We start from the raw sequence: 25,843 nt of genomic DNA on the forward strand, positions 1-25,843 counted from the left end.
GCGTGCGGTGGCCCGTGGTGGTCCCCTGATACCCCAGGAAGTCCCCTGAAACCCCAACGCACGGCACCCGCCGCGCTGAGCCAGAGGCGGTAGCCGGCGGTGCGTAGCCTTCCAGGCGTGAGCGGGATACCCCCGGCGGTGCAGTCCCCGTCCGGCTTTGGCAGCTCGGCCCCTCTTGGGCACCGTCTGTCACCGGCTTCGCCGAGTTCGTCCTCAAACGCCGGACGGGCTGGAATGCCTCCGCCGGGTTCGTCGTCGGACGCCGGACGGGCTGGATTGCCTCCGCCGGGTTCGTCGTCGAGCGACGGACGGGCTGTAGTTGCCACGCCCAGTCTGCTGTCTCCCGGCGTCGAGCTTGATCCGTATCCGTTCTATCGCGTCCTCCGGGAGGACTTCCCGCTCGTTCGGGACGAGCTTTTCGGGGCCTGGCTCGTCAGTCGGTACGTGGATGTGCGGGGCGTGCTCGGGGATGTGCGGTTCGGTGCGCCGCCCCCGGAGAGGGGCCCCGGGAACGCCGTGGGGCGGCGGGCCGTCGCGGCGGTCGACGCCGCGGTCGAGCGGACCGCCTATGTTCTTGCGCGGCGCATCGCGGGGCGCAGGGAGGTCGACCTTGTCGCCGAGTTCTGCGGGTGGCTGCCCGCCGCGGCCGCTGTCGCCGCGCTGGGGCTGCCCTACGAAGACGCCGCGCGCGTCCAGGAGTGGTGCCGTGCGGGCCTCACGGGGGTCGGCGACGCGGAGGGGCACCCGGAGCTCGCGGGCCTGCTGCGCCCGCTCATCGCGCGGCGTCGTGCCCACCCCGGGGCGGACCTGCTGTCCGTGCTGTGCGGCGCCCGGGTGGACGGGCGGCCGCTGTCCGACGAGACCGTCACGCGCCTCGCCGGAACCCTCATCGGTGGCGGCGGCGAGGCCACCGCCCTCGCGCTCGCCTCGTTCCTCGCCAACCTCCTCGACCACCCCGCACAGTTCGCCCTCGTCGGCGCCCGGCCCGAACTGATACCGGGCGCCTGGACGGAGTCCCTGCGCCGCGATCCGCCCACGCCCGTGGTGCTGCGACGGGCGACCGCGCCGATCGCCGTCGGCGGCACCACGCTCCCCGAGGGCGCCGTCGTGGCCTGCCTCGTCGGCGCCGCGGGCCGCGACCCGTACCGCTTCGCCGACCCCGACCGCTACGACATCTTCCGCGCGGACCGGAGAGCCTCGCGCTCGGCGGGGTCCCGTACCCCTGCCTCGGCACCACCCTGGCCGCCCTCACCGCCCGACGGGGCCTGCAGGCCCTGCTCGACGTCATGCCGGGCCTGCGCTGGGCGCCGGGCTTCAGGCCGGTTCCCCAGGGACTGACGACCCGGGCTCCCCGGAAGCTTCTCGTACGTCCGGACCGACCCGCTTGACCCGCTCCAGGAGCACCACCGGCAGCTCCCCGAAAAGCTCCGCCACGCGCGCGTGCCCGGTGAACTCCCGCCCCGGAGTGAGCAGATCCGTCCACCGACCCTCCGGAAGCACCAGCTCCGTCGAGCGCCAGCCGCCCGCGTCCGTGAGGCGCAGGGAGAGGCGCGTCACCGCCGTCACCACCTCTCCGGAGCGGGCGAAGGCGACACAGTGCGTCGCGCCGGGGCCGCGCACCGACAGCGGCTCGTACGTCGCCGCGCCGCCGAACAGTTCAGGGCGCCGGCCGCGCAGCCGCAGCGCGGCCGCCGTCACGGCCAGCTTCTCCTCCGAGAGGTCCCAGTGGTCACGGTGCTCCTCCAGGTGCTCAAGGACGTGCGGCTGGAACCGCACGGGCCGCCGGTTGTCCGGGTCCACCAGGGTGCGGCACTCGCCCTCCGTGCCCTGGTACAGGTCGGGCACCCCCGGCATCGTCAGCTGGAGCAGCGTCGCCCCGAGGACGTTCGCCCGCACATGCGGCCGCAGCCCGGCCGCGAACTCCGCCACCGTGTAGAGCGGCGGCCCGCAAGGACCCGCCTCCGCGAACGCGGTCACGGCCTTCTCGTACGCCTCGTTCGGCTCGGTCCAGCTCGTGTGCAGGCCCGCCTCGCGCACATGCTTGAGCAGCGCCTGCTGCAGCCGCTCGTCGTAGGGGAAGCCGAACCCGACGGCCGTCTGCCAGGCGGCCCACGCCAGTTGGGGATCGGGCGCGCAGGTGCCGCCCACGCGCGAGGTCTGCTCGGTGACCTCGGCCAGGAGGTCGGCCCACCGTTGCGGGCACTGCGTGAGCACGGCGATGCCCGCCCGCACATCGGCGCTGCGCTTGGTGTCGTGCGTGCTGAGCACCGTCCCCGTGTACGGCCAGTCGCGCTGCACGCGCGCGCAGTACGCGTGAAAGGCCTCCGGGGCAACCGCGGGACGCTCGGGAGAGCCGCCCACCTCCGCGGACGACAGGAGCGGTGCGTGCCGGTAGAACGCGGTGTCCTCGACCGCCTTGGCCCGCAGTGCCGACGACGTCTGCGCGAACCGCGCCCGGAAGGCGTCGACTCCCGGACCCGACCCGATCTTGCCGAGCGCCAGGTCCCGTACGACATCGACGGCTTCGGCCTCCTCGCGCACGGTGAACGCGGCCTTGGCGTCGTCGGCGGCCGCCACCGTCAGGACGGAGGCCGGTTCGGCGCCCCCGGAGACGTACGGCCGGTAGACCGGAAGCCGCACGAGCAGCTCCTGGAGCGCGGAGCGCAGCGCCCACGGCGCGTGGTCGCGCAGTGCGGGGTGCGGGGCGCACAGCGCGGCCGCATCGCGGGTGAGACGGTCGGTCTCGGCGGCCAGCTCATGGGTGATGACCTTGTACGCGGCCCGCCGCACCGTGGCCCCCCAGTCGCCGCCCCGGTCGGCGGGCGGCGCCGTGAACCGCCGGTACTGGCCGAGGAGTTCACCGGCGCCCGCGGGGTCCGTGAACAGGCCGTCCAGGTGGCGCAGCGCGTCGTACCCGGTGGTGCCCGCGACGGGCCACGCGGCGGGCAGGCGTTCCCCGTCGGCGAGGATCTTCTCGACGACCGTCCAGCGCCCGCCGGTGGCCTCGTGCAGCCTCTGGAGGTACGCCCCCGGGTCCGCGAGGCCGTCGGGGTGGTCGATCCGCAGCCCCTCCACGACCCCCTCCCGCAGCAGTCCGAGCACCTTCCCGTGGGTCGCGTCGAACACCTCCGGGTCCTCGACCCGCACCCCGATGAGGTCCGAAATGGTGAAGAAGCGGCGGTAGTTGAGCTCCGTACGAGCCAGGCGCCACCATCCGAGCCGGTACCACTGCGCGTCCAGCAGCTTCGGCAACGGCAGCTCCTCGGTGCCTTCCCGGAGCGGAAACGCGTGCTCCTGGTAGCGCAGGACGTCCCCGTCGACCCGCAGCCGCTCCAGCTCGTCCCCGATGCCCCGCGCGAGGACCGGCAGGAGCACCCGGCCCTCGCCCGCCTCCCAGTCGATGTCGAACCACCGTGCCCAGGGCGACGAAGGGCCTTCCCGGAGGGTCTCCCAGAGGGCGTGGTTGTGCCGCGGCACGGCCGCCATGTGGTTGGGCACGATGTCCACGACCAGACCGATGCCGTGCGCCCGCGCGGTGCGCGAGAGCGCCCGCAGCCCCTCCTCGCCGCCCAGCTCGCCGCGCACGCGCGCGTGGTCCACGACGTCGTAGCCGTGCGCGGACCCCGGCACGGCTTCGAGCACCGGCGACAGATGCAGATGCGAGACACCGAGCGCGGCCAGATACGGCACGGCCGCCTCGGCGGCCGCGAACGGAAACTCCGGCTGCAGCTGCAGCCGGTAGGTGGCGGTCGGCGGAGGCGGAACCACGGGCACTGAGCGCTCTGGCGTCATGCGAACGTACGTACCCGCCTGGCGGGCTTTCGTGCCATCGACTCATGCGTTCGGCCGCCAGGTCGTCGCTAGCTTCGGACGATGGCTACGAAGGCACAGGTCGCACGGGACGCACAGAGTGAACGGGACACGCCGGGCGCACGAGGGCTCCTGGACACCTACCGGGAAGTGATCGGGCACACCGGAGCGGCCCTTCCGGTGATCTCGTTCCTCGGCAGGCTCCCCGTGGCCATGATCCAGTTCGGCAGCGTCCTGCTGGTGACGGAGACCAGCGGATCGCTCGCCACCGGAGGCGTCGTGGCGTGTGCGCTCGCTCTCGGCCAGGTGACCATGGGCCCGTTCGTCGGCCGCCTCGCGGACCGGCGCGGCCAGCGTGCCGTCGTGCTCGCCTTCTCGCTGCTCAACGCCGTGGCGATCGCCGCGTACACGCTGGGCGCCCTCCTGGAGCTGTCCACGCCCGCCCTCGTCGTCCTCGCGGTCCTTGCCGGTGCGAGCATCCCGGGGATCGGCCCGCTGGCCCGTGCGCGCGCCGTTCCGCTGGTCCGCCGCGCGGGCGGTGACGACCGTCTGGTCAACACCGTGCTGTCCCTGGAGAGCACCATGGACGAGCTGTCCTTCGTGCTCGGCCCCGCCCTGGTGGGCCTCGCCGCCGTCGCCGCCCACCCGGCGTACGCCTTCGCGGCGGCCGCGCTCCTGGTCGCCGTCTGCGGCACGGGCTTCGCGCTGCACCCCACAGGGCGGACGGTGCCCGCCGCCGGGCAGAAGGCGGCGCGCGGGCGTGAGGGCCGCCGACGCCTCCCGCGCGAGGTCTACGTCGTACGCGTCGGGCTCGTCTTCCTGGGCGTCCTGCTCGGCGCCTGTGGAGCGGGCATCACGGCCCTCACCGAGGAGTTGGGGCAGCCGGGCCAGGCGGGGCTCGTCTACGCCGCCATGGGGGTCATGAGCGCCGTCGTGGGGCTCTCCATGGCCGCGCTGCCCGAGCGGTTCGGCCTGTACGCGCGCTGGCGCCTCGCCACGGCCGCCGCGGCGCTCCTCTCGCTGCCGCTGGTGTGGACGCAGAGCATGACGGGCCTGTACCTCGTGGTGACCGTGTTCGGCGCCGTCTACGCCCCGAACCTCATCACCGGCTTCGGCCTGACCGAGCGCGCCTGCCCGCCGGGACGGCTCGCCGAGGGGATGACGTTCGCCGCGAGCGCCTTCGTCGGCGGCCAGGCGGTCACGCTCGCCGTGGCGGGACGCCTGGCCGAGTCGCACGGCCCAGGCGCGGCGTTCGCCCTCGGCAGCGCGGCCGCCGCCGTCGCCTTCCTGGTCGCGCTGATCGCCCGCCCGGGGACCCGCGCCGGCGGCACCGCCGAGGTCACGCCGGGCGCTGCAGGACCGTGAGGCTCCGGTCGGCGAGGGTGAGACGCTCGCCGGCCCCCGCCTTCGGGCCGGTGTCCGGAGGCACGCCGTCCGAGCGCGCGGTGTCGACCACGACCTGCCACTGGCGGCCGTGATTGACCGGCACCACGAACTCCAGGGGCTGATCCGACGCGTTGAACATCAGCAGGAACGAGTCGTCGGCGATCCGCTCGCCGCGCGTGCCCGGCTCAGAGATCGCGTTGCCGTTCAGGAACACCGTCAGCGCCCGCGCCTGCGACGCGTCCCAGTCCCGCTGCGTCATCTCCTCGCCCTCCGGGGTGAACCAGGCGATGTCGGAGAGCTCGTCGTGCGTGCCTTCGACCGGACGGCCGTGGAAGAACCGCCTGCGCCGGAAGACGGGGTGGTCGCGGCGCAGCCACGCCATCGCGCGCGTGAACGCCAGCTGTGTGCAGCCGTCCTGCGGCCAGCGCACCCAGGCGACTTCGTTGTCCTGGCAGTACGCGTTGTTGTTGCCGCCCTGGGTCCGCGCGAACTCGTCGCCGTGACTGAGCATGGGCACGCCCTGGGAGAGCATCAGCGTCGCGATGAAGTTGCGCATCTGCCGCTCGCGCAGCTCGAGGACGTCCGGATCCTCCGTCTCGCCCTCGGCGCCGCAGTTCCACGACCGGTTGTGGCTCTCGCCGTCCCGGTTGCCCTCCCCATTGGCGTCGTTGTGCTTGTCGTTGTACGCGACCAGGTCGTGCAGCGTGAAGCCGTCGTGGCAGGTGGCGAAGTTGATCGACGCCAGCGGGCGCCGCCCGTCGTCCTGGTAGAGGTCCGAGGAGCCGGTGAGACGCGACGCGAACTCCGCGAGCGTGCGCGGTTCGCCGCGCCACATGTCGCGCACCGTGTCGCGGTACTTGCCGTTCCACTCCGTCCACATCGGCGGAAAATTGCCCACCTGATAGCCGCCCTCGCCGACGTCCCACGGCTCGGCGATCAGCTTCACCTGGCTCACCACCGGGTCCTGCTGCACCAGATCGAAGAACGACGAAAGCCGGTCCACCTCGTGGAACTGCCGCGCGAGCGTCGCCGCGAGATCGAAGCGGAAGCCGTCCACATGCATCTCCGTGACCCAGTACCGCAGCGAATCCATGATCAGCTGGAGCACGTGCGGGGAGCGCATCAGGAGCGAATTGCCCGTCCCCGTGGTGTCCGTGTAGTGGCGCTGGTCGTCCGAGAGCCGGTAGTACGAGGCGTTGTCCAGGCCCCTGAAGGAGAGTGTCGGCCCCAGGTGGTTGCCCTCCGCCGTGTGGTTGTAGACGACGTCCAGGATCACCTCGATGTCCGCCTCGTGCAGCGCCTTCACGGCCTGCTTGAACTCCAGTACCTGCTCGCCCCGGTCGCCCCAGGAGGCGTACGTGTTGTGGGGCGCGAAGAAACCGATGGTGTTGTAGCCCCAGTAGTTGTTCAGGCCCATGTCGACCAGGCGGTGGTCGTTCACGAACTGATGGACCGGCATCAACTCGATCGCCGTGACGCCCAGTTGGGTGAGGTGGTCGATGACCGCCGGATGCGCGAGCGCCGCGTACGTGCCGCGCAGGTCGTCGGGCAGCTCCGGGTGGAGCATGGTCAGGCCCTTCACATGGGCCTCGTAGATCACCGTTTCGTTGTACGGGGTGCGCGGCGGCCGGTCGTCGCCCCAGTCGAAGTACGGATTGACCACCACGGAGGTCATCATGTGCGGCGCCGAGTCCATGTCGTTGCGGCTGTCCGGGGCCCCGAAGCGGTAGCCGTACACCTCCTCGCCCCAGTCGACACGTCCGCTGACCGCCCGTGCGTACGGATCGAGCAGCAGCTTCGCGGAGTTGCAGCGGTGCCCGCGCGCGGGCGCGTACGGGCCGTGAATCCTAAAGCCGTAGCGCTGCCCCGGCATCACGCCCGGAACGTACGCGTGGAGCACGAACGCGTCGGACTCGCGCAGCTCGACGGCGGTCTCCGAGCCGTCGTCGTGCAACAAGCAGAGCTCTACGCGGTCGGCGGCCTCGGAGAAGACCGCGAAATTGGTCCCGGCGCCGTCGTACGTGGCACCCAGTGGATACGCCTGCCCTGGCCACACCTGCATGCATATGACTCTTCCACTACGGCCCCCTCGGCCCGGGGTCACTTTGGCCAGAGTCTCCCCGAAAGTGGGGCAACCACCCAGGAGTTGAGGCCGTCTAACGGGCCGACCACATACTCGTATGCCCATTCGTGGGGACACCAGGGGAAGTAGGGGGAGGATGTGCGCGAAATAGTCAGACGCCATCTGGGGAAGATGATGGCGGGTGCCGCGGTCGCCGTGGCGGCCACCGCCGTCATGGTGGGAGTAACACTGCCGGGAACGGCCGGGGCGGGGGAGTCCCGGGATCAGGACCGCAGTGCGGCCGCAGGTGCGGCACAGCAGAACGCCGTGCCCAAGGACGGCGTCGTCGAGGCCGCTCCCGAAGAGGGCGAAAAAGGCATCGGCAGCGATCCGTTGACCGACGACGAGATGAAACGGGCCGAGAAGATCGCCATGGGCGGCGGCGATCTGCGGAGGTCGGCCAGGGACGTGGAGGGCGACCGCGGCCCGCAGCTCCTGAGCAACAACCTGAGCGAGGCGGACCCGACCGAGGCCGCCGACGCCGAGCGGCCGCGCCGCGCGGAGATCGTCTACTACGACTACAAGGACGACGCTCTCGTCACCAGGACGGTCAACCTCGACACCGGCAAGGTGGAGGACACCGACACCTCGCACGGCGTCCAGCCGCCCGCGGCCAGGGACGAACTGAACGAGGCCGCCCAGCTGTTGATCGCCGACCCGCTCGGCAAGGACCTCAAGAGCGACTACAAGAAAGCCATGGGCAAGGAGCTCACCTCGCCCGACCAACTGCGGCTCAGCGCCTTCGTCTTCCACAAGGAGACCGTCGAGCAACTGCCCGCCGGGCTCGCCAAGTGCGGCGAACACCGCTGCCTCAGCATCGTCAGCAAGGTCGTCAACGGCCCCTGGATCGACACCCGTGACCTGATCGTCGACCTGAGCGCCCGCACCGTCACCCGCCTTCGCTGAGCGGCCCGCAGCGACCCGCTGCGGCCCCATCTCACTTCCCGCACGAGGGAGTTCAATTCGTATGCACGTGAACAGACTCACGCGCGCCCGCAAGCGCGCCGCCATCGGGCTTGCGGTCACCGCGCTCCTGGGCACCGTCATGGCCGCGGCAGGACCGGCCGGTGCCGCCCCGAAGTCCGCCAAGGACGCCCCCGCGGCCCCCGCGCCGGCCTGCAGCGCCGACTACCGCATCGAGCAGACCGTCGACGGCGGCACCACCTGGCGGATGTGCTGGCACTACAACACCAACGCCGGTCTCGTCCTCGACAACATCTCGTACCAGCCGAAGAACGAGCCCAAGCCGATCCCCGTCCTCACCAGCGCCCGGCTCGCGCAGGTCCATGTCCCCTACGACGACGGCGAGGACGAGTACCAGGACATCACCGGCGCCTCCTTCGGCACGGACCTGCTGCCCCTCAAGCCCGCCGAGTGTCCCGGCGGCACCATCAAGACCGTCAAGGTGGCGGGATCGCCCATACCCGGCGGCAAGGTGAAGGGCCTGTGCACCACCACGCGCGCGCGGGGCCACGCGTACCGCATGACGCCGGACATCTATCAGAACCCGAACAAGGTCTACCAGGCGCAGGGCAAGGACCTGCTGATCTACACGGTCAACCAGGCGTCCTGGTACGAGTACATCACCGAGTGGCGCTTCTCCTCGGACGGCACCATCACCTCCAACGTCGGCGCCACCGGCAGCCTCTCGCCCGGCGACTTCGACGGCACGGACGGCAAGGGCTGGCCCATCGGCAAGGGCGCACGCGACTACGCCGAGAGCCACAGCCACAACGTCTCCTGGCGGCTCAACTTCGGCCTGGACGGCTCCCCGAAGTCGAAGGTCGAGCAGTACGACTCCAAGGTGACGCCGCCCACCGGGAACGGGAAGCCGAAGACGAAGACGACGCGTACGCCCATCACCAAGGAACTCATCGGTGACATCAAGGGCATGCGCTGGTGGCGCGTGGTGAGCACGGCGGGCAAGAACGAGGACGGACATCCCCGTTCGTACGAGATCGTGCCCGGCCACAGCGTCAAGCACCCCGGCCGCAACTACAGCAACCACGACGTGTACTTCACCGAGTACAAGAAGTGCGAGAAGTACACCAGCGACAATCTGTCCGAGAACTGCGGTCCCAAGAGCGTCGACAAGTGGGTGAACGGCGAGACCCTGAAGCACCCCGTCACCTGGGTCAACGTCGGCTTCCACCACATCGCACGGGACGAGGACCAGCAGCCCATGCCGGTCCACTGGCAGGGCTTCTCGCTGGCCCCGCGCGACGTGACCGCTATGAATCCGCTCACTCCCGCTGACCTCGCCGACCAGAACGGCAATACAGAAGGCGGTAGTTGAGAAAGCACCCTCCCCATCCTGCTGCACCGGCCGCCGCTCCCGGAGTACCCTTCCTTGATCGTTGAACGGGGGAGTGCTCGGGGGAGCGGAAGGGGTGCGCTGGGTGAGCTCGGGAGGGCGGGAACTGCCCCCTGGTGACGAGGGTCACGAGGGGGGTTCCGCGGACGGCCCGCCCGGAGCGGTGTCCTTGGCGCGGCCGATGGAGATGGGATCTCAGATCGGACCCGAACTGGACTGGGGCGCCGACGCCTGGCGCGAGGTGCGTACGCGCGCCCAGCGCGCCGGGCGGGCCTACATCTGGCTGAACCTCGTGGAGCAGCGGCTGCGTGCCGTCGTGGCCGCTGTGCTCCGTCCCATCTACGAACCCGTCCACGCCGACGACTGGGTGGTCGCGGCCGCGGGGCCCGCGGGACAGGAGTGGGTGCAGCGCGCCGTCGCCGTACGCGAAGTGAGCCGCCGCAAGGGCTACTTGCTCGACCCGGCCGACGACAACGTGCTCAGTTTCCTCACGCTGCCCCAGCTGCGCGAGCTGATGGTGCAGCACTGGCCGTGCTTCGAGCCCTACTTCGACGACCGCCGCGACGTCGAACTGGCCCTGGACGAACTGGAAGTCACCCGGAACGTCGTATCGCGCAACCGCGCCCTGTCCGAGGCGGTGCTCGCCCAGGCGGAGCGTGCGTCGTCCAGGCTTCTGGACATACTCGGCGCGGGCACCGACGCGCCGTCCGCGCGCCGGCTGCCCGTGGACGCCGTGGAGTCCCTGGTCGGCGACCGGTACGCCGATGTGGTGGGCGTGTACTCGGACCGGGTGCGGCTCCTCACCCAGTTCCCGGCCGAGGACATCTTTGGCGGGGCGAGGCGCCTCGACGCGATCGGGATAGGCCTGAACCTCCTGGTGCAGAACTTCTCGGGCCGCCGTCTGGTGCGGCTCGCGGAGTCCGGCTGCCGGGTGCGGCTGCTCTTCCTCAACCCGGCGAGCAGCGCGGTCCGGCGCAGGGAGCGCGAGCTCGGCCTGAAGAAGGGCGAGCTGAGCCGCTCCGTCGAGATGAACATCCTGCACATGCGCCGGGTGCGGGCCCGGCTTCGCGACCCGGGGGCCTTCGAGATCCAGGTCTTCGACGAGACGCCGCGCTTCACCGCCTATCTGGTCGACGGGGACGGCGCGGACGGTGTCGCGGTCGTCCAGTCGTATCTGCGCAGGACGCGGGGGATGGAGGCGCCGGTGCTCGTGCTGCGCGGCGGGCGCCGGGTGGTGAAAGCGGGCGATCCGGGCGAAAGCGGACTCTTCGAGACGTACCGGGAGGAGTTCGAACTGGCGTGGGCGGACTCGCGGCCGGTCTCCTGATCCGCCGAGCAGCCACGGTGCGCCGCCAAGCGGAACGCGCCCCTCTGATTGTCAGTGGCGCGTGGGATCGTGGTGGTCATTGGGGGAACGCACCACAGAGAAGGGGGCGGCCATGGGCTGGCACCGGGAGCTGCTGATCGGTTTCGACCTGGAGACGACAGGGACGGATCCGAGCGAGGCACGCATCGTCACGGGGGCGGTGATCGAGGTCAGGGCCGGCGAGGTGCTCGGACGCAGGGAGTGGCTCGCGGATCCGGGGGTGGAGATCCCCGAGGACGCGGTGGCGGTCCACGGCATCTCGAACGAACGGGCGGCGACGGACGGCAGACCGGCCGCGGAGGTCGCCGACGCGATCGCGGGCGTCCTCACTTCGTACTGGCAGACGGGCGTGCCGGTGGTCGCCTACAACGCGACGTTCGATCTGAGCCTGCTCTCCGCGGAGCTGCGGCGGCACGGTCTGCCCTCGCTGCGTGAGCGGCTTGGCGGATCGGAGCCCGCACCGGTCATCGACCCGTACACGATCGACCGCTCGGTCGAGCGCTACCGCAAGGGCAAGCGCAACCTCGAAGCGGTCTGTACGGAGTACGGCGTGCTCCTGGAGTCGGCGCACGACGCCACATCGGACGCCCTGGCCGCGGCGCGGCTCGCCATCGCGATAGCCGGCCGCCACCCCAAGCTGGCGGCTTTCGGCCCGGCGGAGCTGCACCGCCGCCAGATCGAGTGGTACGCGGAGTGGGCGGCGGACTTCCAGAACTTCCTGCGCCGCAAGGGCAATGCGGACGCGGTGGTGGACGGCACCTGGCCGCTGCGCGAGGAGTTCAGCACGTCCGGCGTGTGAGAGCGGCGTCCGGGGGCGAGCGGAAGCTCAGAAGGGATACCACCGCACGGCTGAGTCCCCGTCACGCAGCGAGGCGACGCGGCGCCGGAACTCGGCCAGGGCCTTCGGATTGGCCGGCGCGTGCTGGGCGACCCACGCACAGCTCGCCGTCTCCCGGGCTCCCCGGAGCACCGCGCACCCTTCCCACTCCCGTACGTCCCACCCGTACTCGGCGACGAACCCGTCGTACGCATCGGCGGGCAGTCCGTACCGGTCGCGGGAGAGCGCCATCACCACCAGGTCGTGCTCCCGCAGATCGGAGGAGAAGGTCTCCAGGTCCGCGAGGACCGGCCCTTCGGGGCCCACGAGGACGTTGCGGGGCAGCGCGTCCCCGTGGATGGGTCCTGGCGGCAGCTGCGGGGTGAGCGCGGCTGCGGCCGCGGCGAAGCCGTCCCGCCGCTCCCGCAGATAGTCCGCGTCCTCGCGGTCGATCGCTGGACCGGCGAGCCGCAGCCATCGCTCGACACCGCCGAGCAGCTCGCGGCGCGGCAGTTCGAAGGAGGGGGAGGGCAGTGCGTGCACAAGGCGCAGCAGTGCGGCGAGGTCGCGCGGCTCGGCGGGCCGGGCGGCCGGCGGAAGCCGGTGCCAGAGCGTCACCGGATGACCGTCCACCAGGCGGGGTTGGCCCTCCGCCGCCCGGACCGCCGGCACACCGGACTCCTCGAGCCACTGGGCGACGCGCAGTTCACGCCGCGCGCGGTCGAGCAGCTCGGGGGCGGCGCGGCCGACCTTGACGACCAGCTCGCCGCTGCCGAACACCGCGTTCTCGCCGAGGGCGAGCAGCTCGGCGTCCCGTTCCAGACCCGCCGCGCCCAGTACGTCCCGTGCCCGTGCCTCGTCCATCCACTGCCTCCCGCACCACGTGCCTCGTTCGCCGACAGTCTCGCATTCGCACTGGCCAAGTGGCGTGCGAGGGCGGCCCGTGAGCCCTGCGCACCTGCTTGACGTATCAAGATCCCCTCAGCACGATGACGGGGGCCGCCTGGGCGGCCATACCTCGATGAGCCGCCCAAAGGAGCCGATTCCGTGACATTGGCGACCGCAACGAAGCGGTCAGCGAAGAAGCGCGCACCCGGCCCCGGACGGACGGACCACGGCGCCTGGTTCCTGGTGCTGCCCGCGCTGATCCCGATCCTGATCCTGAGCGTGGGCCCGCTGCTCTACGGCATCGCGCTCGCCTTCACCGACTCCCAGTCGGGCCGCACCGAACCCACCCAGTGGGTCGGCGTCCTCAACTTCCAGGACCTGCTGCACGACACGCTGTTCTGGGACTCGTTCCGGATCGGCCTGCTGTGGGCGTTCGGCGTCACCGTGCCGCAGTTCTTCCTCGCGCTCGGCCTTGCGCTCCTGCTCAACCAGCCGCTGCGGATGCGCTGGCTCGCGCGAGCCCTCGCGATCATCCCGTGGGCGATGCCCGAGGTGGTCGTCGGCATCATGTGGCGGCTCGTCTACCACCCGGACGCGGGCGTGCTCAACGAAACGCTCTCCAACTTCGGCCTGGGGGAAGGGAAGGACTGGCTGACGGGGACGGCCACCGCGCTCTTCGCCGTCATCGTCGTCGGGGTCTGGGCAGGCATGCCGCAGACCACCGTCGCGCTGCTCGCCGGACTGCAGAACACCCCGCGCGAACTGCACGAGGCCGCCGCGATGGACGGCGCCGGAGCCTGGCGGCGCTTCCGCACCGTCACCTGGCCGGCGATCAAGCCGATCGCCCTCGCCATCACGGCGCTCAACTTCATCTGGAACTTCAACTCCTTCGCCCTGGTCTATGTCCTTACCCAGGGCGGCCCCGGCGGCCGCACCCGCCTGCCCATGCTCTTCGCCTACGAAGAAGCCTTCCGCTACGGCCAGTTCGGCTATGCCGCGGCCATGGGCTGTGTGATGGTCGCCGTGATCTCCGTGATCCTCGCCTTCTACCTCGTGGGCCGTCTGAAGGGAGGCGACGAGGCATGATGCGTACGAAGAAGACGACGCGCGCCGCGCAGTACGCGGCGCTTGCCGCCTATCTGGTCTTCCTCGCCTTCCCGTTCCTCTGGCTGATCTCCACGGCCTTCAAGCCCGCGCGGGAACTGGGCAGTCTGCACCCCACCTGGATCCCCAAGGACCCGACCCTGGAGAACTTCCGGCAGGCCTTCGACGAGCAGCCGCTCCTCCAGGCCGCGGGCAACTCCCTGATCGCGGCGCTCAGCGCGTCCCTGATCGCGGTCGTCATCGCGACCCCCATGGCGTACGTCATGGCGCGGCACCGCAATCGCGTCTCCAAGGCGGCGACGGGCTGGGTGGTGATCAGCCAGGCGTTCCCGTTCGTCCTGATCATCATTCCGCTCTTCCTGATCCTGAAGAACCTGCACCTGATCAACTCGCTGCTCGGCCTGATCATGGTGTACGTGGTGTGGTCGCTGCCCTTCGCGCTGTGGATGCTCGTCGGGTATGTCCGCGCCGTACCCGCCGAGTTGGAGGAGGCGGCCGCCGTGGACGGCGCGAGCAAGGTGCGTACGTTCGTCTCGGTCGTCGCGCCGCTGCTCGCGCCCGGCATCGTGGCCACGGCGATGTTCGCCTTCATCACCGCATGGAACGAGTTCTTCTTCGCACTCGTCCTGCTCAAGACCCCGGAGAAGCAGACCTTGCCGGTCATCCTCAACCGCTTCATCGGCACGGAGGGCGTCGCCGACCTCGGCCCGCTCGCCGCGGCGGCGTTCCTCGCGACCATCCCCTCCCTCGTCATCTTCGCGATCATCCAGAAGCGGATCACGGGCGGCATGCTGGCAGGGGCGGTGAAGGCCTGATGCGCACGGCAGCACGCCTCGGCCCACGCCTGGTGACCGCGGCCGCCACCGCCCTCGCGCTGCTGCTCACCGGCTGCAGCGGTGATTCCGGGGACGACGACGGGAAGATCACCCTTCAGTTCCAGTCCCTGGCCTGGCAGAAGGAGTCCGTCGACGCCAACAAGGCGCTCGTCAAGGAGTGGAACGCCACCCATCCGGACGTCAAGGTCGAGTACGTCCAGGGCAGTTGGGACAGCGTTCACGACCAGCTGCTCACCTCCTTCGAGGGCGGCGAGGCGCCGGACATCATCCATGACGCGTCGGACGACCTCGCCGACTTCGCGTACGGCGGCTACCTCGCGGACATCGGCGACCTGCTCCCCGCGCGCCTCAAGTCCGACATCCCGAAGCGCAGTTGGGAGACGACGACGTTCGGGGGCAAGGTCTACGGAGTGCCGTTCTTGCAGGAACCGCGCGTCCTGATCGCCAACGCGAAGTGGCTCAAGAAGTCGGGCGTACGGATCCCCACGCCGGAGAAGCCGTGGAGCTGGGAGGAGTTCCGGGCGGTCACCAAGGAGCTCGGTGACGGCACGGACGGGAAGTACGGCGTCGCCTGGCCGCTCAAGGAGCCGGTCTCCGCGACGCTCAACCTCTCGCTCTCGACCGGCGGGAAGATGTTCCACCGGGGCGCGGACGGCAAGGTCGACGTCCGATTCGACGAGGCCGACGAGATCATGCCGCGCACGGTCCACGACCAGGTCGACAACGACAAGAGCGCGTCGGGCACGACTCTCGGCATGGGCGGCTCCGACACCCTGCCCGGCTTCTTCGGCGGCAAGTACGCGATGGTCCCGCTCGGCTTCTCCTACCGTCAGCAGATCGTCCAGCAGGCACCCAAGGGCTTCGACTGGCAGGTCCTTCCCGCCCCGGCCGGCGCGGAGGGGCTCGCGCAGGGCGTCAGCCCGCAGACCCTGTCCGTCTCCGAGGACAGCCCGCACAAGAAGGAGGCGGCCGAGTTCATCGACTTCTTCCTGCAGCCGGACAACATGGTGAAACTCGCGCGCGGCGACTGGATGCTGCCGACGGGCACGGAGGCGCTGAAGGACCCCGCCCTGCGTACGAAGAAGGACGACTGGGCCGCGGGCACGGCCCTCGCCGAGGATCTGCGACCGGCACCGGCGCAGTCCGTGCGGGGCTACCCGGAGTGGAAGGACAAGGTGGCCACCCCGGCGCTCCAGGAGTACTACAGCGGGGCGATCGGCCTGGACGAACTGCGCAAACGCCTGGTGAAGGACGGCAACTTGGTGCTTGCGCGGTATCAGAGGTAAGCGCTGCGGGGAACTGGCTTCGGCTGCAGGTTCGTCGTGGCTGGTCGCGCAGTTCCCCGCGCCCCTTACGGGGCGCGGCACCGCCACGCGGAGCGGCACGGATATCGAGCAGTGTTGCACGAGACGTATCGTCTCGTTTAGAGTCGGTGCATGACCTCACGCCAGCGTGCCCATATCGCCATGTTCTCCATCGCCGCCCACGGGCACGTCAACCCGAGCCTCGAAGTGATCCGAGAGCTCGTCGCCCGTGGTCACCGCGTCACCTACGCCATCCCGCACCTCTTCGCCGAGAAGGTCGCAGAGACCGGCGCCGAGCCCGTCCTGTACATGACGACGCTGCCGGGCCCGGACGCCGATCCCGAGGCCTGGGGGACCGAACTGATCGACAACATCGAGCCGTTCCTCACCGAGGCGGTCGAGACGCTGCCCCAGCTGGCGGCGGCGTACGAAGGCGACGAGCCCGACCTCGTCCTGCACGACATCACCTCCTATCCGGCGCGTGTCCTGGCCCGCCGCTGGGGCGTGCCCGAGGTCTCGCTCTCGCCGAACCTGGCGGCCTGGGACGGCTACGAGGAAGAGGTCGCCGAGCCCATGTACGCCGGGCTGAAGGCGTCCGAGCGGGGCCAGGCCTACTACGAGCGCTTCCACGCCTGGCTGGAGGCGAACGGGGTCACCCAGCACCCCGACCCTTTCGTCGGCCGCCCGCCCCGCTCGCTCGTGCTCATCCCCAAGGCGCTCCAGCCGAACGCCGACCGGGTCGACGAGAGCGTGCACACCTTCGTCGGCGCCTGCCAGGGCGACCGTGCGGCGCAGGGCGACTGGCAGCGGCCCGCGGACGCGGAGAAGGTGCTCCTGGTCTCGCTCGGCTCGTCCTTCACCAAGCAGCCGGGCTTCTACCGCGAGTGCATCGAGGCGTTCGGGGACCTGCCGGGCTGGCACGTGGTCCTGCAGATCGGCGCGCATGTCGACGCGGCCGAGCTGGGGGACGTACCCGCGAACGTGGAGGTGCGCACCTGGGTTCCGCAGCTCGCGGTCCTCAAGCAGGCCGACGCCTTCATCACCCACGCCGGCGCGGGCGGCAGCCAGGAGGGCCTCGCCACGGCGACGCCGATGGTCGCGGTGCCGCAGGCCGCCGACCAGTTCGGCAACGCCGACATGCTGCAGGCTCTCGGCGTGGCCCGGCATCTGCCGATGGAGGGGGCCACCGCGGCCGCCCTGCGCGAGGCCGTGCTCACCCTTGTCGGGGACCCCGAAGTGGCGCGCAGGCTCGGCGAGGTGCAGGCCGGGATGGCCGGGGAGGGCGGTACGAAGATGGCGGCCGACCTCATCGAGGAGGAGCTGGCGAAGGCGCTGGAGCGTAACGCTCTGTGAAGCGTTTCGGTAACGCCCAGGTCATTCGATAACGCTCAGGTAACGCAGGGTTGTTCTGGTGGGGCCATTGACTCGCCCTGAAAGGTTGACCGTTACCCCCGGTGAAAGGTTGCACGGGCAGGTTCTTGTTCCTTGAACCAATCGCTTCTTAGCGTGAGGTGAACTTTCCACGAACGCCAGGAAGTTGACCCCATGCGACGAGACATACCGCCCCTCGACGAGGTGCGCCGCATCACTCAGAAGAAGCGCGACGCGTGGTGGACCGTGCTGCTTGTCGACCCGGTCGCCACGCCTCTCGTGCGACTGACGGCCATGCGTACACGGATCACACCGAACCAGATCACCTGGGGCGCGTTCCTGTTGGGGCTCGGCTCCGCGGCGTTCTTCGCGCTCGGTGACTGGCAGTGGCTCATCGCCGGCGCCGTCGTCTACCACCTCAGCTTCATCCTCGACTGCATGGACGGCAAGGTCGCCAGACTCACCGGCACCGGTTCGGTGTTCGGCGCCTGGCTCGACTTCGTCTTCGACCGGATCCGCGTGATGGCGTGTGCGGTGGCGCTGATGTGGGGTCAGTACGACCGCACCGGCGAGTCCCTGTACATCTGGGCCGCGGTCGCCGTGGTCGGACTCGACACGTTGCGCTACATCAACTCCCTCGAGATCTTCAAGATCCGCCACTCCATGCGCAAGCAGATCAAGGTGCGCCTGAAGGCCGCGCGGCGCGCGGAGAACCAGGCCGAGCTCGCCTTCATGGAGGATCTGCTGCGGGACAATCCCGAGGCCGACGTGGAGCAGGATCTGCAGAAGGCGCGGTCCGAGGCGGGGATTCCGGAGGCGCCGGAGGCCGCCCCCGTGGCCAAGCCTCAGGTCATCGACCTGCACCAGGAGTTCCGGCACAAGTTCCCCGCGTATCTGCGGGCGCGGTCCTTCCTGCTGCGGCACCGGATCCGTACGCATCTGGTGAGCGGGATCGAGTTCCAGATGGGTGTCTTCATGATCGGGCCGCTCTTCGACGTGGTGCTGCCGGCGACGATTGTCTCCGGGGCGCTGCTGCTGGTCTTCGAGCTGGCCATCATTTACAAGCTGCTGCTGTCCACGCGTGACTTCACGCGGACCATCGACTCCTTCGAGGAGCGGAAGGTCGTGGCCGCGGCATAGGGGACCTTGCGGGGAATTCGCCGGACGGGCTGGAAATCCAGCCCGTCCGGCGTTTGAGTTCATCTCTGTTACGGACCGGCCACGTCGAGTCAAGTGTGAGGTGGCTGTAACAATCCCCTTACATCTAAGGGCACTTGGGGCGCTTCGGCAGCTCGGTGTCCGATCTGCGGACAGGGGTCCGTTTTGTTATTACAGAACCTTGTTGAACAAGTCACAGGTGTATGTAGGTATTGATCTGCGCGCGTCAATCAGACAGTGTTTCGTCCCAACACCCGGAGATCTTCCGGATCTCAGCAGGTGTTGCAGTGAAGTTTTGAAATCCCCCACATCCCCCCACATTCACCACGAGGAGACCCCTCTTCATGGCAACTCACAAGCGCGCTCGCACGCTGAAGCTCACCGCTGCGATAGCCACGACCGCAACCGCGATCGGTGTGACCGTCTTCGCCACCTCCTTCGCCGGTGCGGCCACCCCCGCCGAGGGCAAGGTCTACGGCGCGGACGCCAAGGGTGCCGTCGCCGGCAGCTACATCGTGATGCTGGACGAGAAGGCCAACAAGGACGCCAAGTCCGACCTGGCCGAGGAGTACGGCGGTTCGCTCAAGCGCAACTACTCCTCCGCGATCAACGGCTTCTCGGCCAAGGGTCTTTCCGAGACCGAGGCCAAGCAGCTGGCCGCCGACCCGGCCGTCGGCAAGGTCGTCCAGTCGAAGAAGTTCACCATCGACGCCACCCAGGACAACCCGCCGTCGTGGGGCCTGGACCGCATCGACCAGGCGGACACCGCGGGCGACAAGAAGTACACGTACCCGGACGCGGCCGGTGAGGGCGCCACCGCGTACGTCATCGACACCGGTGTCCGTGTCTCGCACAAGGACTTCGGCGGCCGCGCCGTCTCCGGCTTCGACGCCGTCGACAACGACGACAACGCCGACGACGGCAACGGCCACGGCACGCACGTCGCCGGCACCATCGCCGGTGAGGCGCACGGTGTCGCCAAGAAGGCGAAGATCGTCGCGGTCCGCGTCCTGGACGACCAGGGCTCCGGCACCACCGAGCAGGTCGTCGCGGGCATCGACTGGGTCACCAAGAACCACCAGGGCCCCTCGGTCGCCAACATGAGCCTCGGCGGCGGCGCCGACGAGGCCCTCGACGCCGCGGTCCAGAAGGCCATCGCGGCCGGTGTGACCTTCGGTGTCGCGGCCGGCAACGAGTCGACCGACGCCTCGCAGGGCTCGCCGGCCCGTGTGAAGGAGGCCATCACGGTCGCCTCCTCCACCAAGGACGACGAGCAGTCTGACTTCTCCAACTACGGTGAGATCGTGGACATCTACGCCCCGGGTTCGGACATCACGTCCGCCTGGAACACCGGTGACGACGCCACCAACACCATCTCCGGTACGTCGATGGCCACCCCGCACGTCGTCGGCGCCGCCGCCGTCTACGTCGCCGCCCACCCGGACGCCAAGCCGGACGCCGTCGCCAAGGCGCTGACCGACGGTGCGACCCCGGACAAGATCTCGAACCCGAGCGAGGGCACGCCCAACAAGCTGCTCAAGGTGGTCGAGTAGGGCACAGGGCGAACGCCCTTGTGTTGCTCCCTTGAGTAACACCCAGTGAACCGACGGCCGTCGCGCCCACCCCCACGGGGCGCGGCGGCCGTCCTATGGTGTGCGGATGACGGTCAAGGCGTACGCGGCGCTCCTCCGCGGCATCAACGTGGGCGGCAAGAAGAAGGTGCCGATGGGGGAGTTGCGTACGCTGCTCGCCGGGCTCGGTCTCGGCAACGTACGCACCTATTTGCAGAGTGGCAACGCGGTCTTCACGAGTGACACCGGCGATGAGGACGCTCTGGCGGTGCGGGTCGGTGCGGCCATCGAGCAGCACTTCGGCTTCCCCGTGGACGTCCTGGTGCGCGGCGGCCCGTATCTGAAGGCGGTCGCGGACGCCTGCCCCTTCCCCGCGGAATCGCTCGAAGGCAAGCAGCTGCACGTCACGTACTTCTCCGAGCCGGTCGACGCCGCACGCCTCGACGGGATCGACCCGGCGGCCTTCCTGCCGGAGGAGTTCCGGCTCGGCGACCGCGCGCTCTATCTCTACGCTCCCGACGGCCTCGGCCGCTCCAAGCTGGGCGAGGTCCTTTCGCGCCCGGCCCTGTTCAAGGGCGTCGTCGCCACGAGCCGCAACTGGAACACCGTCGCCAAGCTGGTCGAGATGACCGGGACGACCGGGATCGCCGGGGAGCCGCACCATGACCGCTGACCGCACGGCCGCCGTGGACGCGGCCATCGAGGCCGAACTGCGCCTGCTCGCCCCCGAGGTCCGCTCGTCGCCCGAGCTCCTCGGACAGTTGCTGCACCCTGAGTTCACCGAGTTCGGCGCCTCGGGGGCCCGCTGGGACCGGGCGTCGATCATCAAGGCGCTGACCGAGAGCACCGAGGCGGGAGCCCGCCCGCTCATCGCATCGCGCATGCGGGGCGTTCGGCTGGCGGACGACGTGGTGCACCTGACCTTCGACACGGACAGCAACGGCCGTCTGGCGCACCGCAGTTCGCTGTGGCGGCGGTACGAGGGCGAGTGGCTGCTCTGGTTCCATCAGGGGACCCCGTTCAGCGAGGAAGCCGCGGCGGAAGTCTGATCTTTACCCACGTGGCCTGGAGTGGCCGGATCCCCTGTGCGAGGCTCGACGGCATGCGCTACATCATCATCGGAGCAGGGGCGATCGGCGGTACCGTGGGCGGGCGGCTCGCCGAGGCAGGGCACGACGTGGTTCTCGTCGCGCGGGGCGCGCACCATGACGCGCTCGTGGAGAGCGGACTGCGGGTCAGCACGCCGGACGGGACGCGTACGCACCGGCTGCCCGTCGTCCGGCAGCCCGCCGACCTCGGTGAGCTGAGGGTGGACGACGTCCTGTTCCTCGCGGTGAAGACACAGGACTGCCAGGCCGCCGTCGACGCCTGGGGCGGCCGCCCGGTGGCGGGCGGCGGAACGGCGGCCGAGGTCCTTCCGCTGGTCTGCGCGCAGAACGGCGTGGAGAGCGAACGCATCGCGCTGCGCCGCTTCCGGCGGGTGTACGGCGTCTGCGTCTGGCTGCCCGCGACCCATGTCGAGCCGGGCGCGGTCTCCGCGGCGGGTGTTCCTTACACCGGCATGCTGCACATCGGCCGCTACCCGACGGGCGAGGACGAGACGGCCCGCCTGATCGCCGCCGATCTGGAGAAGTCGAAGCTCATCGCGCCCGTCGTGCCGGACGTGATGCGCTGGAAGTACGGGAAACTCCTCTCGAACCTGGCCAACTCCATCGAAGCCGTCACGGGTCTCATCACCAGCGACGAGGCCATCGAGCTCTTCCGGCGGGCCCGTGCCGAGGGCGAGGCGGTGCTCGCCGCGGCCGGAATCGAGGCGGTCGGCGAGCAGGAGCAGAAGGAGGCCCGCGGCGACCGTATCCGCTTCGAGCCCTTCGACCGCTCGGAGCGCGGCGGCGGATCGTCCTGGCAGAGCCTGAGCCGGGGCACGGGCACCATCGAGGCGGACTATCTCAACGGCGAGATCGCCCTCCTCGGGCGGCTGCACGGTGTGCCGACGCCGGTGAACGACGCCCTGCAGAACATCGCGAACACCTTCGCGCGCGAGCGACGTACCGCGGGCTCGATGCCGGTCGCCGGCCTCGTGGCGCTGGTGGCATCCGCCGGATAGCGCGGAATTGGCCCAGATGGGCAGAGGGGAAATGGCCCAGGGGCGTGCGCCACTGGTCACTAGTGTCGAGGACATGACGACGACCGACACCCGCATCGACTTCTACTTCGACCCGGCCTGCCCCTTCGCCTGGATCACATCGCGATGGATCCTGGAGGTCGAGCGCGCCCGCGAGCTCGACCTCCGCTTCCATGTGATGAGCCTCTACTTCCACAACACCGGCAACGAACTCCCGGACTGGTACCGCGAGTTGGTCGACAAGTCGATCGGCCCCGTCCGGGTCGCGGCCGCCGCGGCCAAGGAGCACGGCGAGGGCGTTCTGCGGGACCTCTACACGGCTTACGGCACCCGCATCCACCAGGAGAAGTACGAGGACTTCGACCAGGTCGTCGCCGAGTCCCTGGCCGAGACGGGACTGCCCGCCGGGCTCGCGGCCGCCGCGCACGACCGCGCGTACGACGACGTGCTGCGGCTCAGCCACGACGGGGGCAGGGACCCGGAGGCCGGCGCCTACGTCGGCACGCCCACCCTCCACGTCGACGGCACCGTCTGGTTCGGCCCGGTCCTGCGGGCGATTCCGCGCGGCGACGACGCGGTGCGGCTCTTCGACAGCTTCCGCGTCCTGGCGGGCTGCCCGGACCTCTTCGAGCTGAAGCGGACCCGTACCGGAGGCCTCGACTTCAGCTGACGTCCTTCGGCCGCGGGGCCGGGACGCGGGAGGTCATCAGGAGCGTGGTGCGGCCGTTGTCCTCGGGGACCGCGCGGCCCTGCTCGTAGCCCAGGCGCTTGAGGACGGCGAGCGATGCGGTGTTCTGCGCGTCGACGGTCGCGTGCACCTCGGCAAGGGCCAAGGTCTCATGGCCGTACGAAGTGAGCAGACCGGCAAGCTCCGTGCCGAGGCCGAGCCCCCAGCTGTCCCGCGACAGGCCGTACACGATCTCGTGGCCGTCCAGCCAGGTCTCGGGCGACGGCTTGATCTCCGCGTGGCCGACATAGCGCCCCTCGTGCCGCACCGCCCAGATCGGGAAGTGGTTCTCCGCGTACACGAGAGAGAAGATCCGCCGGAACAGCGCGTGCGTCTGATCCGCGCTCTGCATCCCGTCCCCGAACCAGCGGCCCACGGCCTCGTCCTGCAGAAGGGCCACGAACTGCCCTTCGTCGGCGGCGACATAGGGCGAAAGACGCAGGCGTGCTGAACGCAGTACGGGGGTCATCGGCGTGACGGTAGGGGCAGGAGTGACGGTTCGCAACCGGATGGCCGGGATGCGCCCCTGTTGGCTATTTCGCGGCCTCTCCCCGCCACTCCCCGTCCCGCTGCGCCCACCGCACCGCGGGACGCATCGCGAGGCCGGCCCCCGCGAACAGGACCGCGAGCGCCACCCAGCCCACCGGGCCGTGCCGGACCGCCGTCAGGGTGACAAGGGCGGGGCCCGCCATCAGGCCGATCGCCGTACCCGAGTTGAAGACTCCCTGGTAGACGCCGTGGGCGCGCGCGTCGGCGAGTTCGTAGCCGAGGGTCCAGCCCCCGGTGGAGGAGAGGACCTCCGCGAGCACCTGGATGACGGCGCCGACCACCAGGACCACCACCGCCCACACCGGCGGGAGCCCGGCCGACACCGCGAACACCGCGCAGGCCACCGCGAGCAGCACCCCCGACCTGCCCATCGCCCGTACCGCACCCGGCACATCGGAGACGGTCCGGCTCATCCGCACCTGGAGCAGCGCCACCAGGACACAGTTGACGATCAGCAGGAGAGCCGCCGTCCAGCGCGGTGCGTCCGTGCGCTCGACGATCCAGAGGGGCAGGCCCACTTCGAGGAGCGTGTACTGGATCACGAGCACCGCGTTCAGGAGTGTCACGGCCAGATACGGCAGATCCCGCACCGCCCGCCAGCGGCTGCCCGCCTCCACGGCGGCGGCCGGCACGTCACGCCGGTGGGCCCCGAGCGGCAGGCGCGCCACCATCAGCGCGGGCGCGGCGAACGTCAGCGCGTTCGTCACGATCACCGCGGTGTACGCGCCCCGGGTGTCCGCCTGCAGGGCGAGCGCGCCGCACGCGCCGCCCACGCCCATGGCCACGTTCGTCACCATGCGCAGGTAGGCGCGGGACTCCACACGTGTCGCACCGGGCAGCACCTCGGCGAAGACGGCACCCATGACGCCCCGGCTCGCCTGCATCAGGCCGGTCGTGCAGACCACGGCAAGGAGGAATGCCGCGTACGACCCCACGAAGACGTAACTGAGGGTGGCGAGCCCGGTCCCGCCCCACAGCAGCGCCCCGACGCGCCTGCTGCCCCAGCGGTCGGCCGCCCGCCCCGCCGGTACGCCGGCGAGCACGCCGACCACACCGGCCACCGTCAGACCGAGTCCGACCGCGGTCGCGTCGATGCCGACGACGCGGGTGAAGTAGAGGACGCCGATGGGGTAATAGAGGCCGTTGCCGAAGGCGTTGAGGAAGGTGAGGACGGAGAGGCGGCGCAGAATCGGGTCGGCGGGGAGGAACCCTGCGGCCTTGGTGGCACGGCCTGTTGGTTCCGGAGTCGCCGGGTTCGCTTGCCCTATCGGTTCCGGCTCCGTCGTCTCGCGTGATGGAGTGCTCATGCGCTCACCCAACCCGCCGCCACCACCCCGGCGGCATTCATTTAGCGTGCACCTAAACGGTCGAACCAGGCCGGACCAGGGGGAGGGGAGCGGGCCAGGTGATCACGTTCAGATTCGGCGTCGACGATCTCGCCCGTACGTCCTTCGCGTACTCACCGCTCCAGGAAGCGGCCTTCTCGCTCCGCTCCTGGCGGGACCCTGCGCGCTACCCGCATCAACGGCCCTGGCTGCGGCGGCTGCGCCCCGCCTTCGAACGGCAGGACACCGAGCTCCTGGCCGCCCTCGTCACACCGCGCCTGTGGGTGCCCGACTTCCTCACCCCGCGCCCGGCCCGCGCCCGGTCCACCTTCGCCGAGGAGCTCGCGCTGCTTCGAGCCACCCCGCCCGAGCTGCTCGCCCCCGAATTCGCCGCCGCGTACGGGGAGTTCGACCCCATGCCACCGGTGGTGGCCGAGGGACTCGCCGACCCCGCCGCGTTCCTCACCCGTATCGCCGACGCCCTCGACGGCTACTGGAGCAGTTGCCTCGCCCCCCACTGGTGGCCCCGCGTCCAGAGCCTCATGGAGGCCGATCTCGCCTATCGGGGGAGGGTGCTCGCCGAGCAGGGCACCGGGGCCCTCTTCGCGAGCCTCGACCCGCGCCTCTCCTGGACCGGCGACGTGCTCTGCCTCGTCCAGCGGGGCGGCATGCGGCCATGGCACTCGGACGACATCCGGATCGCCGGGCGTGGCCTGGTCCTCGCCCCGACGCTCTTCGCGGGCGGCGCCCAGCCGATGATCGACAGTTCCCTGCCGCCGCTGCTCTTCTACCCCCTGCGGGGCCGCGCCGCCATCTCCGAGGAGCCGCCCCCGGTCACCGGCGACGCTCTGATCCGCCTCCTCGGCCGGGCGCGGGCCCGGCTCCTTCTCCTGCTCGCCGAGCCCGCATCCACCACCGAGCTGGCCCACCGCCTCGGCGTCACCCCGGGCGCGGTCAGCCAGCACCTCGCGGTCCTGTACGACGCCGGGCTGCTCGGCCGCACGCGTCATGGCCGCAGCGTGCGGTACAGCCGGACCGGGCTCGGGGATGAACTCTGCCGTTGAGCAAGG

General features: G+C 70.4%; 22 protein-coding genes. 17 read left to right on the forward strand and 5 right to left on the reverse strand.

Annotated elements, in window-relative coordinates:
- The first annotated feature begins 444 nt into the window (after nt 1-444).
- Nucleotides 445-1,338 carry a cytochrome P450 gene (locus OG453_RS29640; RefSeq protein ID WP_266871608.1) on the forward strand — a complete coding sequence of 298 codons (894 nt, stop codon included), beginning with the start codon at nt 445-447 and terminating at the stop codon, nt 1,336-1,338.
- On the opposite strand, the gene treY is transcribed toward OG453_RS29640, so the two are convergent.
- On the reverse strand, nt 1,315-3,792 hold the full coding sequence (gene treY, locus OG453_RS29645; RefSeq protein ID WP_266871609.1) for a malto-oligosyltrehalose synthase: 2,478 nt from the start codon (nt 3,790-3,792) through the stop codon (nt 1,315-1,317). The two genes, OG453_RS29640 and treY, sit on opposite strands and share 24 nt — an antisense overlap.
- 81 nt (nt 3,793-3,873) lie before the next feature.
- Between treY and OG453_RS29650 the strand changes: the two genes are divergently transcribed.
- The gene (locus tag OG453_RS29650) at nt 3,874-5,175 is read left to right on the forward strand and encodes an MFS transporter (protein WP_266871610.1); all 1,302 of its coding nucleotides are present in this window, start codon (nt 3,874-3,876) and stop codon (nt 5,173-5,175) included.
- Here OG453_RS29650 and glgX read toward each other — a convergent pair.
- Nucleotides 5,150-7,258: a glycogen debranching protein GlgX gene (gene glgX / locus OG453_RS29655; protein WP_266871611.1), complete on the reverse strand. Its 2,109-nt coding sequence runs from the start codon at nt 7,256-7,258 to the stop codon at nt 5,150-5,152. The two genes, OG453_RS29650 and glgX, sit on opposite strands and share 26 nt — an antisense overlap.
- A gap of 159 nt (nt 7,259-7,417) precedes the next feature.
- Between glgX and OG453_RS29660 the strand changes: the two genes are divergently transcribed.
- The 4 genes from OG453_RS29660 (at nt 7,418) to OG453_RS29675 (ending at nt 11,797) form a co-directional block, all read left to right on the forward strand.
- Nucleotides 7,418-8,224, forward strand: coding sequence for a Tat pathway signal sequence domain protein (locus OG453_RS29660; protein WP_266871612.1), 807 nt, complete (start codon nt 7,418-7,420; stop codon nt 8,222-8,224).
- 61 nt (nt 8,225-8,285) lie between these two features.
- Nucleotides 8,286-9,614: a copper amine oxidase gene (locus tag OG453_RS29665; RefSeq protein ID WP_266871613.1), complete on the forward strand. Its 1,329-nt coding sequence runs from the start codon at nt 8,286-8,288 to the stop codon at nt 9,612-9,614.
- Nucleotides 9,615-9,717: 103 nt separating this feature from the next.
- Nucleotides 9,718-10,959, forward strand: a complete 1,242-nt coding sequence (locus OG453_RS29670) for an SAV2148 family HEPN domain-containing protein (protein ID WP_266871615.1) — start codon at nt 9,718-9,720, stop codon at nt 10,957-10,959.
- 112 nt (nt 10,960-11,071) lie between these two features.
- Nucleotides 11,072-11,797: a 3'-5' exonuclease gene (locus OG453_RS29675; protein WP_266871616.1), complete on the forward strand. Its 726-nt coding sequence runs from the start codon at nt 11,072-11,074 to the stop codon at nt 11,795-11,797.
- A 27-nt stretch (nt 11,798-11,824) separates the two neighbouring features.
- Here OG453_RS29675 and OG453_RS29680 read toward each other — a convergent pair whose 3' ends face one another.
- Nucleotides 11,825-12,679, reverse strand: a complete 855-nt coding sequence (locus tag OG453_RS29680; protein WP_266871617.1) for a phosphotransferase enzyme family protein — start codon at nt 12,677-12,679, stop codon at nt 11,825-11,827.
- Nucleotides 12,680-12,862: 183 nt separating this feature from the next.
- Between OG453_RS29680 and OG453_RS29685 the strand changes: the two genes are divergently transcribed.
- From OG453_RS29685 to OG453_RS29730, 10 genes are all read left to right on the forward strand, one after another.
- Complete coding sequence (locus tag OG453_RS29685; RefSeq protein ID WP_266871618.1) at nt 12,863-13,789, forward strand: carbohydrate ABC transporter permease; 927 nt, start codon at nt 12,863-12,865, stop codon at nt 13,787-13,789.
- On the forward strand, nt 13,789-14,622 hold the full coding sequence (locus OG453_RS29690) for a carbohydrate ABC transporter permease (RefSeq protein ID WP_266873174.1): 834 nt from the start codon (nt 13,789-13,791) through the stop codon (nt 14,620-14,622). Before OG453_RS29685 ends, OG453_RS29690 begins: the two co-directional genes overlap by 1 nt.
- Entirely contained in the window at nt 14,622-15,929 is a 1,308-nt protein-coding gene (locus tag OG453_RS29695; protein ID WP_266871619.1) for a sugar ABC transporter substrate-binding protein, read from the forward strand. Before OG453_RS29690 ends, OG453_RS29695 begins: the two co-directional genes overlap by 1 nt.
- Before the next feature lie 150 nt (nt 15,930-16,079).
- On the forward strand, nt 16,080-17,300 hold the full coding sequence (gene mgt / locus OG453_RS29700) for a macrolide-inactivating glycosyltransferase (RefSeq protein ID WP_266871620.1): 1,221 nt from the start codon (nt 16,080-16,082) through the stop codon (nt 17,298-17,300).
- A 192-nt stretch (nt 17,301-17,492) separates the two neighbouring features.
- Nucleotides 17,493-18,458: a CDP-alcohol phosphatidyltransferase family protein gene (locus OG453_RS29705; RefSeq protein ID WP_266871621.1), complete on the forward strand. Its 966-nt coding sequence runs from the start codon at nt 17,493-17,495 to the stop codon at nt 18,456-18,458.
- Nucleotides 18,459-18,820: 362 nt separating this feature from the next.
- Nucleotides 18,821-20,029 (forward strand): S8 family peptidase, encoded by a 1,209-nt coding sequence (locus OG453_RS29710; RefSeq protein WP_266871623.1) that lies wholly within the window; start codon nt 18,821-18,823, stop codon nt 20,027-20,029.
- A gap of 106 nt (nt 20,030-20,135) precedes the next feature.
- A complete protein-coding gene (locus OG453_RS29715; protein ID WP_266871624.1) occupies nt 20,136-20,720 on the forward strand; it encodes a DUF1697 domain-containing protein in 585 nt (194 codons plus the stop codon).
- On the forward strand, nt 20,710-21,096 hold the full coding sequence (locus OG453_RS29720; RefSeq protein ID WP_266871625.1) for a DUF4440 domain-containing protein: 387 nt from the start codon (nt 20,710-20,712) through the stop codon (nt 21,094-21,096). The genes OG453_RS29715 and OG453_RS29720 overlap by 11 nt, the downstream gene beginning before the upstream one ends.
- A gap of 53 nt (nt 21,097-21,149) precedes the next feature.
- Nucleotides 21,150-22,154, forward strand: a complete 1,005-nt coding sequence (locus OG453_RS29725) for a ketopantoate reductase family protein (RefSeq protein WP_266871626.1) — start codon at nt 21,150-21,152, stop codon at nt 22,152-22,154.
- Between the two features lie 73 nt (nt 22,155-22,227).
- Entirely contained in the window at nt 22,228-22,842 is a 615-nt protein-coding gene (locus OG453_RS29730) for a DsbA family protein (protein WP_266871627.1), read from the forward strand.
- Here the strand turns inward: OG453_RS29730 and OG453_RS29735 are convergent.
- A complete protein-coding gene (locus tag OG453_RS29735) occupies nt 22,835-23,368 on the reverse strand; it encodes a GNAT family N-acetyltransferase (protein WP_266871628.1) in 534 nt (177 codons plus the stop codon). The two genes, OG453_RS29730 and OG453_RS29735, sit on opposite strands and share 8 nt — an antisense overlap.
- Before the next feature lie 64 nt (nt 23,369-23,432).
- The gene (locus tag OG453_RS29740; RefSeq protein ID WP_266871629.1) at nt 23,433-24,755 is read right to left on the reverse strand and encodes an MFS transporter; all 1,323 of its coding nucleotides are present in this window, start codon (nt 24,753-24,755) and stop codon (nt 23,433-23,435) included.
- Nucleotides 24,756-24,853: 98 nt separating this feature from the next.
- On the opposite strand from OG453_RS29740, the gene OG453_RS29745 reads away from it, so the two are divergent.
- Nucleotides 24,854-25,837, forward strand: a complete 984-nt coding sequence (locus OG453_RS29745; protein ID WP_266871631.1) for an ArsR family transcriptional regulator — start codon at nt 24,854-24,856, stop codon at nt 25,835-25,837.
- Nucleotides 25,838-25,843: the final 6 nt, after the last annotated feature.

Source organism: Streptomyces sp. NBC_01381, from assembly GCF_026340305.1.
GTDB lineage: Bacteria > Actinomycetota > Actinomycetes > Streptomycetales > Streptomycetaceae > Streptomyces.

Coding starts and splice junctions, on each gene's coding strand:
- treY (WP_266871609.1), bottom strand. CDS start 3,792: ATGACGCCAGAGCGCTCAGTGCCCGTGGTTCCGCCTCCGCCGACCGCC.
- OG453_RS29650 (WP_266871610.1), top strand. CDS start 3,874: ATGGCTACGAAGGCACAGGTCGCACGGGACGCACAGAGTGAACGGGAC.
- glgX (WP_266871611.1), bottom strand. CDS start 7,258: ATGCAGGTGTGGCCAGGGCAGGCGTATCCACTGGGTGCCACGTACGAC.
- OG453_RS29665 (WP_266871613.1), top strand. CDS start 8,286: ATGCACGTGAACAGACTCACGCGCGCCCGCAAGCGCGCCGCCATCGGG.
- OG453_RS29675 (WP_266871616.1), top strand. CDS start 11,072: ATGGGCTGGCACCGGGAGCTGCTGATCGGTTTCGACCTGGAGACGACA.
- OG453_RS29680 (WP_266871617.1), bottom strand. CDS start 12,679: ATGGACGAGGCACGGGCACGGGACGTACTGGGCGCGGCGGGTCTGGAA.
- OG453_RS29690 (WP_266873174.1), top strand. CDS start 13,789: ATGCGTACGAAGAAGACGACGCGCGCCGCGCAGTACGCGGCGCTTGCC.
- OG453_RS29695 (WP_266871619.1), top strand. CDS start 14,622: ATGCGCACGGCAGCACGCCTCGGCCCACGCCTGGTGACCGCGGCCGCC.
- mgt (WP_266871620.1), top strand. CDS start 16,080: ATGACCTCACGCCAGCGTGCCCATATCGCCATGTTCTCCATCGCCGCC.
- OG453_RS29705 (WP_266871621.1), top strand. CDS start 17,493: ATGCGACGAGACATACCGCCCCTCGACGAGGTGCGCCGCATCACTCAG.
- OG453_RS29710 (WP_266871623.1), top strand. CDS start 18,821: ATGGCAACTCACAAGCGCGCTCGCACGCTGAAGCTCACCGCTGCGATA.
- OG453_RS29715 (WP_266871624.1), top strand. CDS start 20,136: ATGACGGTCAAGGCGTACGCGGCGCTCCTCCGCGGCATCAACGTGGGC.
- OG453_RS29720 (WP_266871625.1), top strand. CDS start 20,710: ATGACCGCTGACCGCACGGCCGCCGTGGACGCGGCCATCGAGGCCGAA.
- OG453_RS29725 (WP_266871626.1), top strand. CDS start 21,150: ATGCGCTACATCATCATCGGAGCAGGGGCGATCGGCGGTACCGTGGGC.
- OG453_RS29730 (WP_266871627.1), top strand. CDS start 22,228: ATGACGACGACCGACACCCGCATCGACTTCTACTTCGACCCGGCCTGC.
- OG453_RS29735 (WP_266871628.1), bottom strand. CDS start 23,368: ATGACCCCCGTACTGCGTTCAGCACGCCTGCGTCTTTCGCCCTATGTC.
- OG453_RS29740 (WP_266871629.1), bottom strand. CDS start 24,755: ATGAGCACTCCATCACGCGAGACGACGGAGCCGGAACCGATAGGGCAA.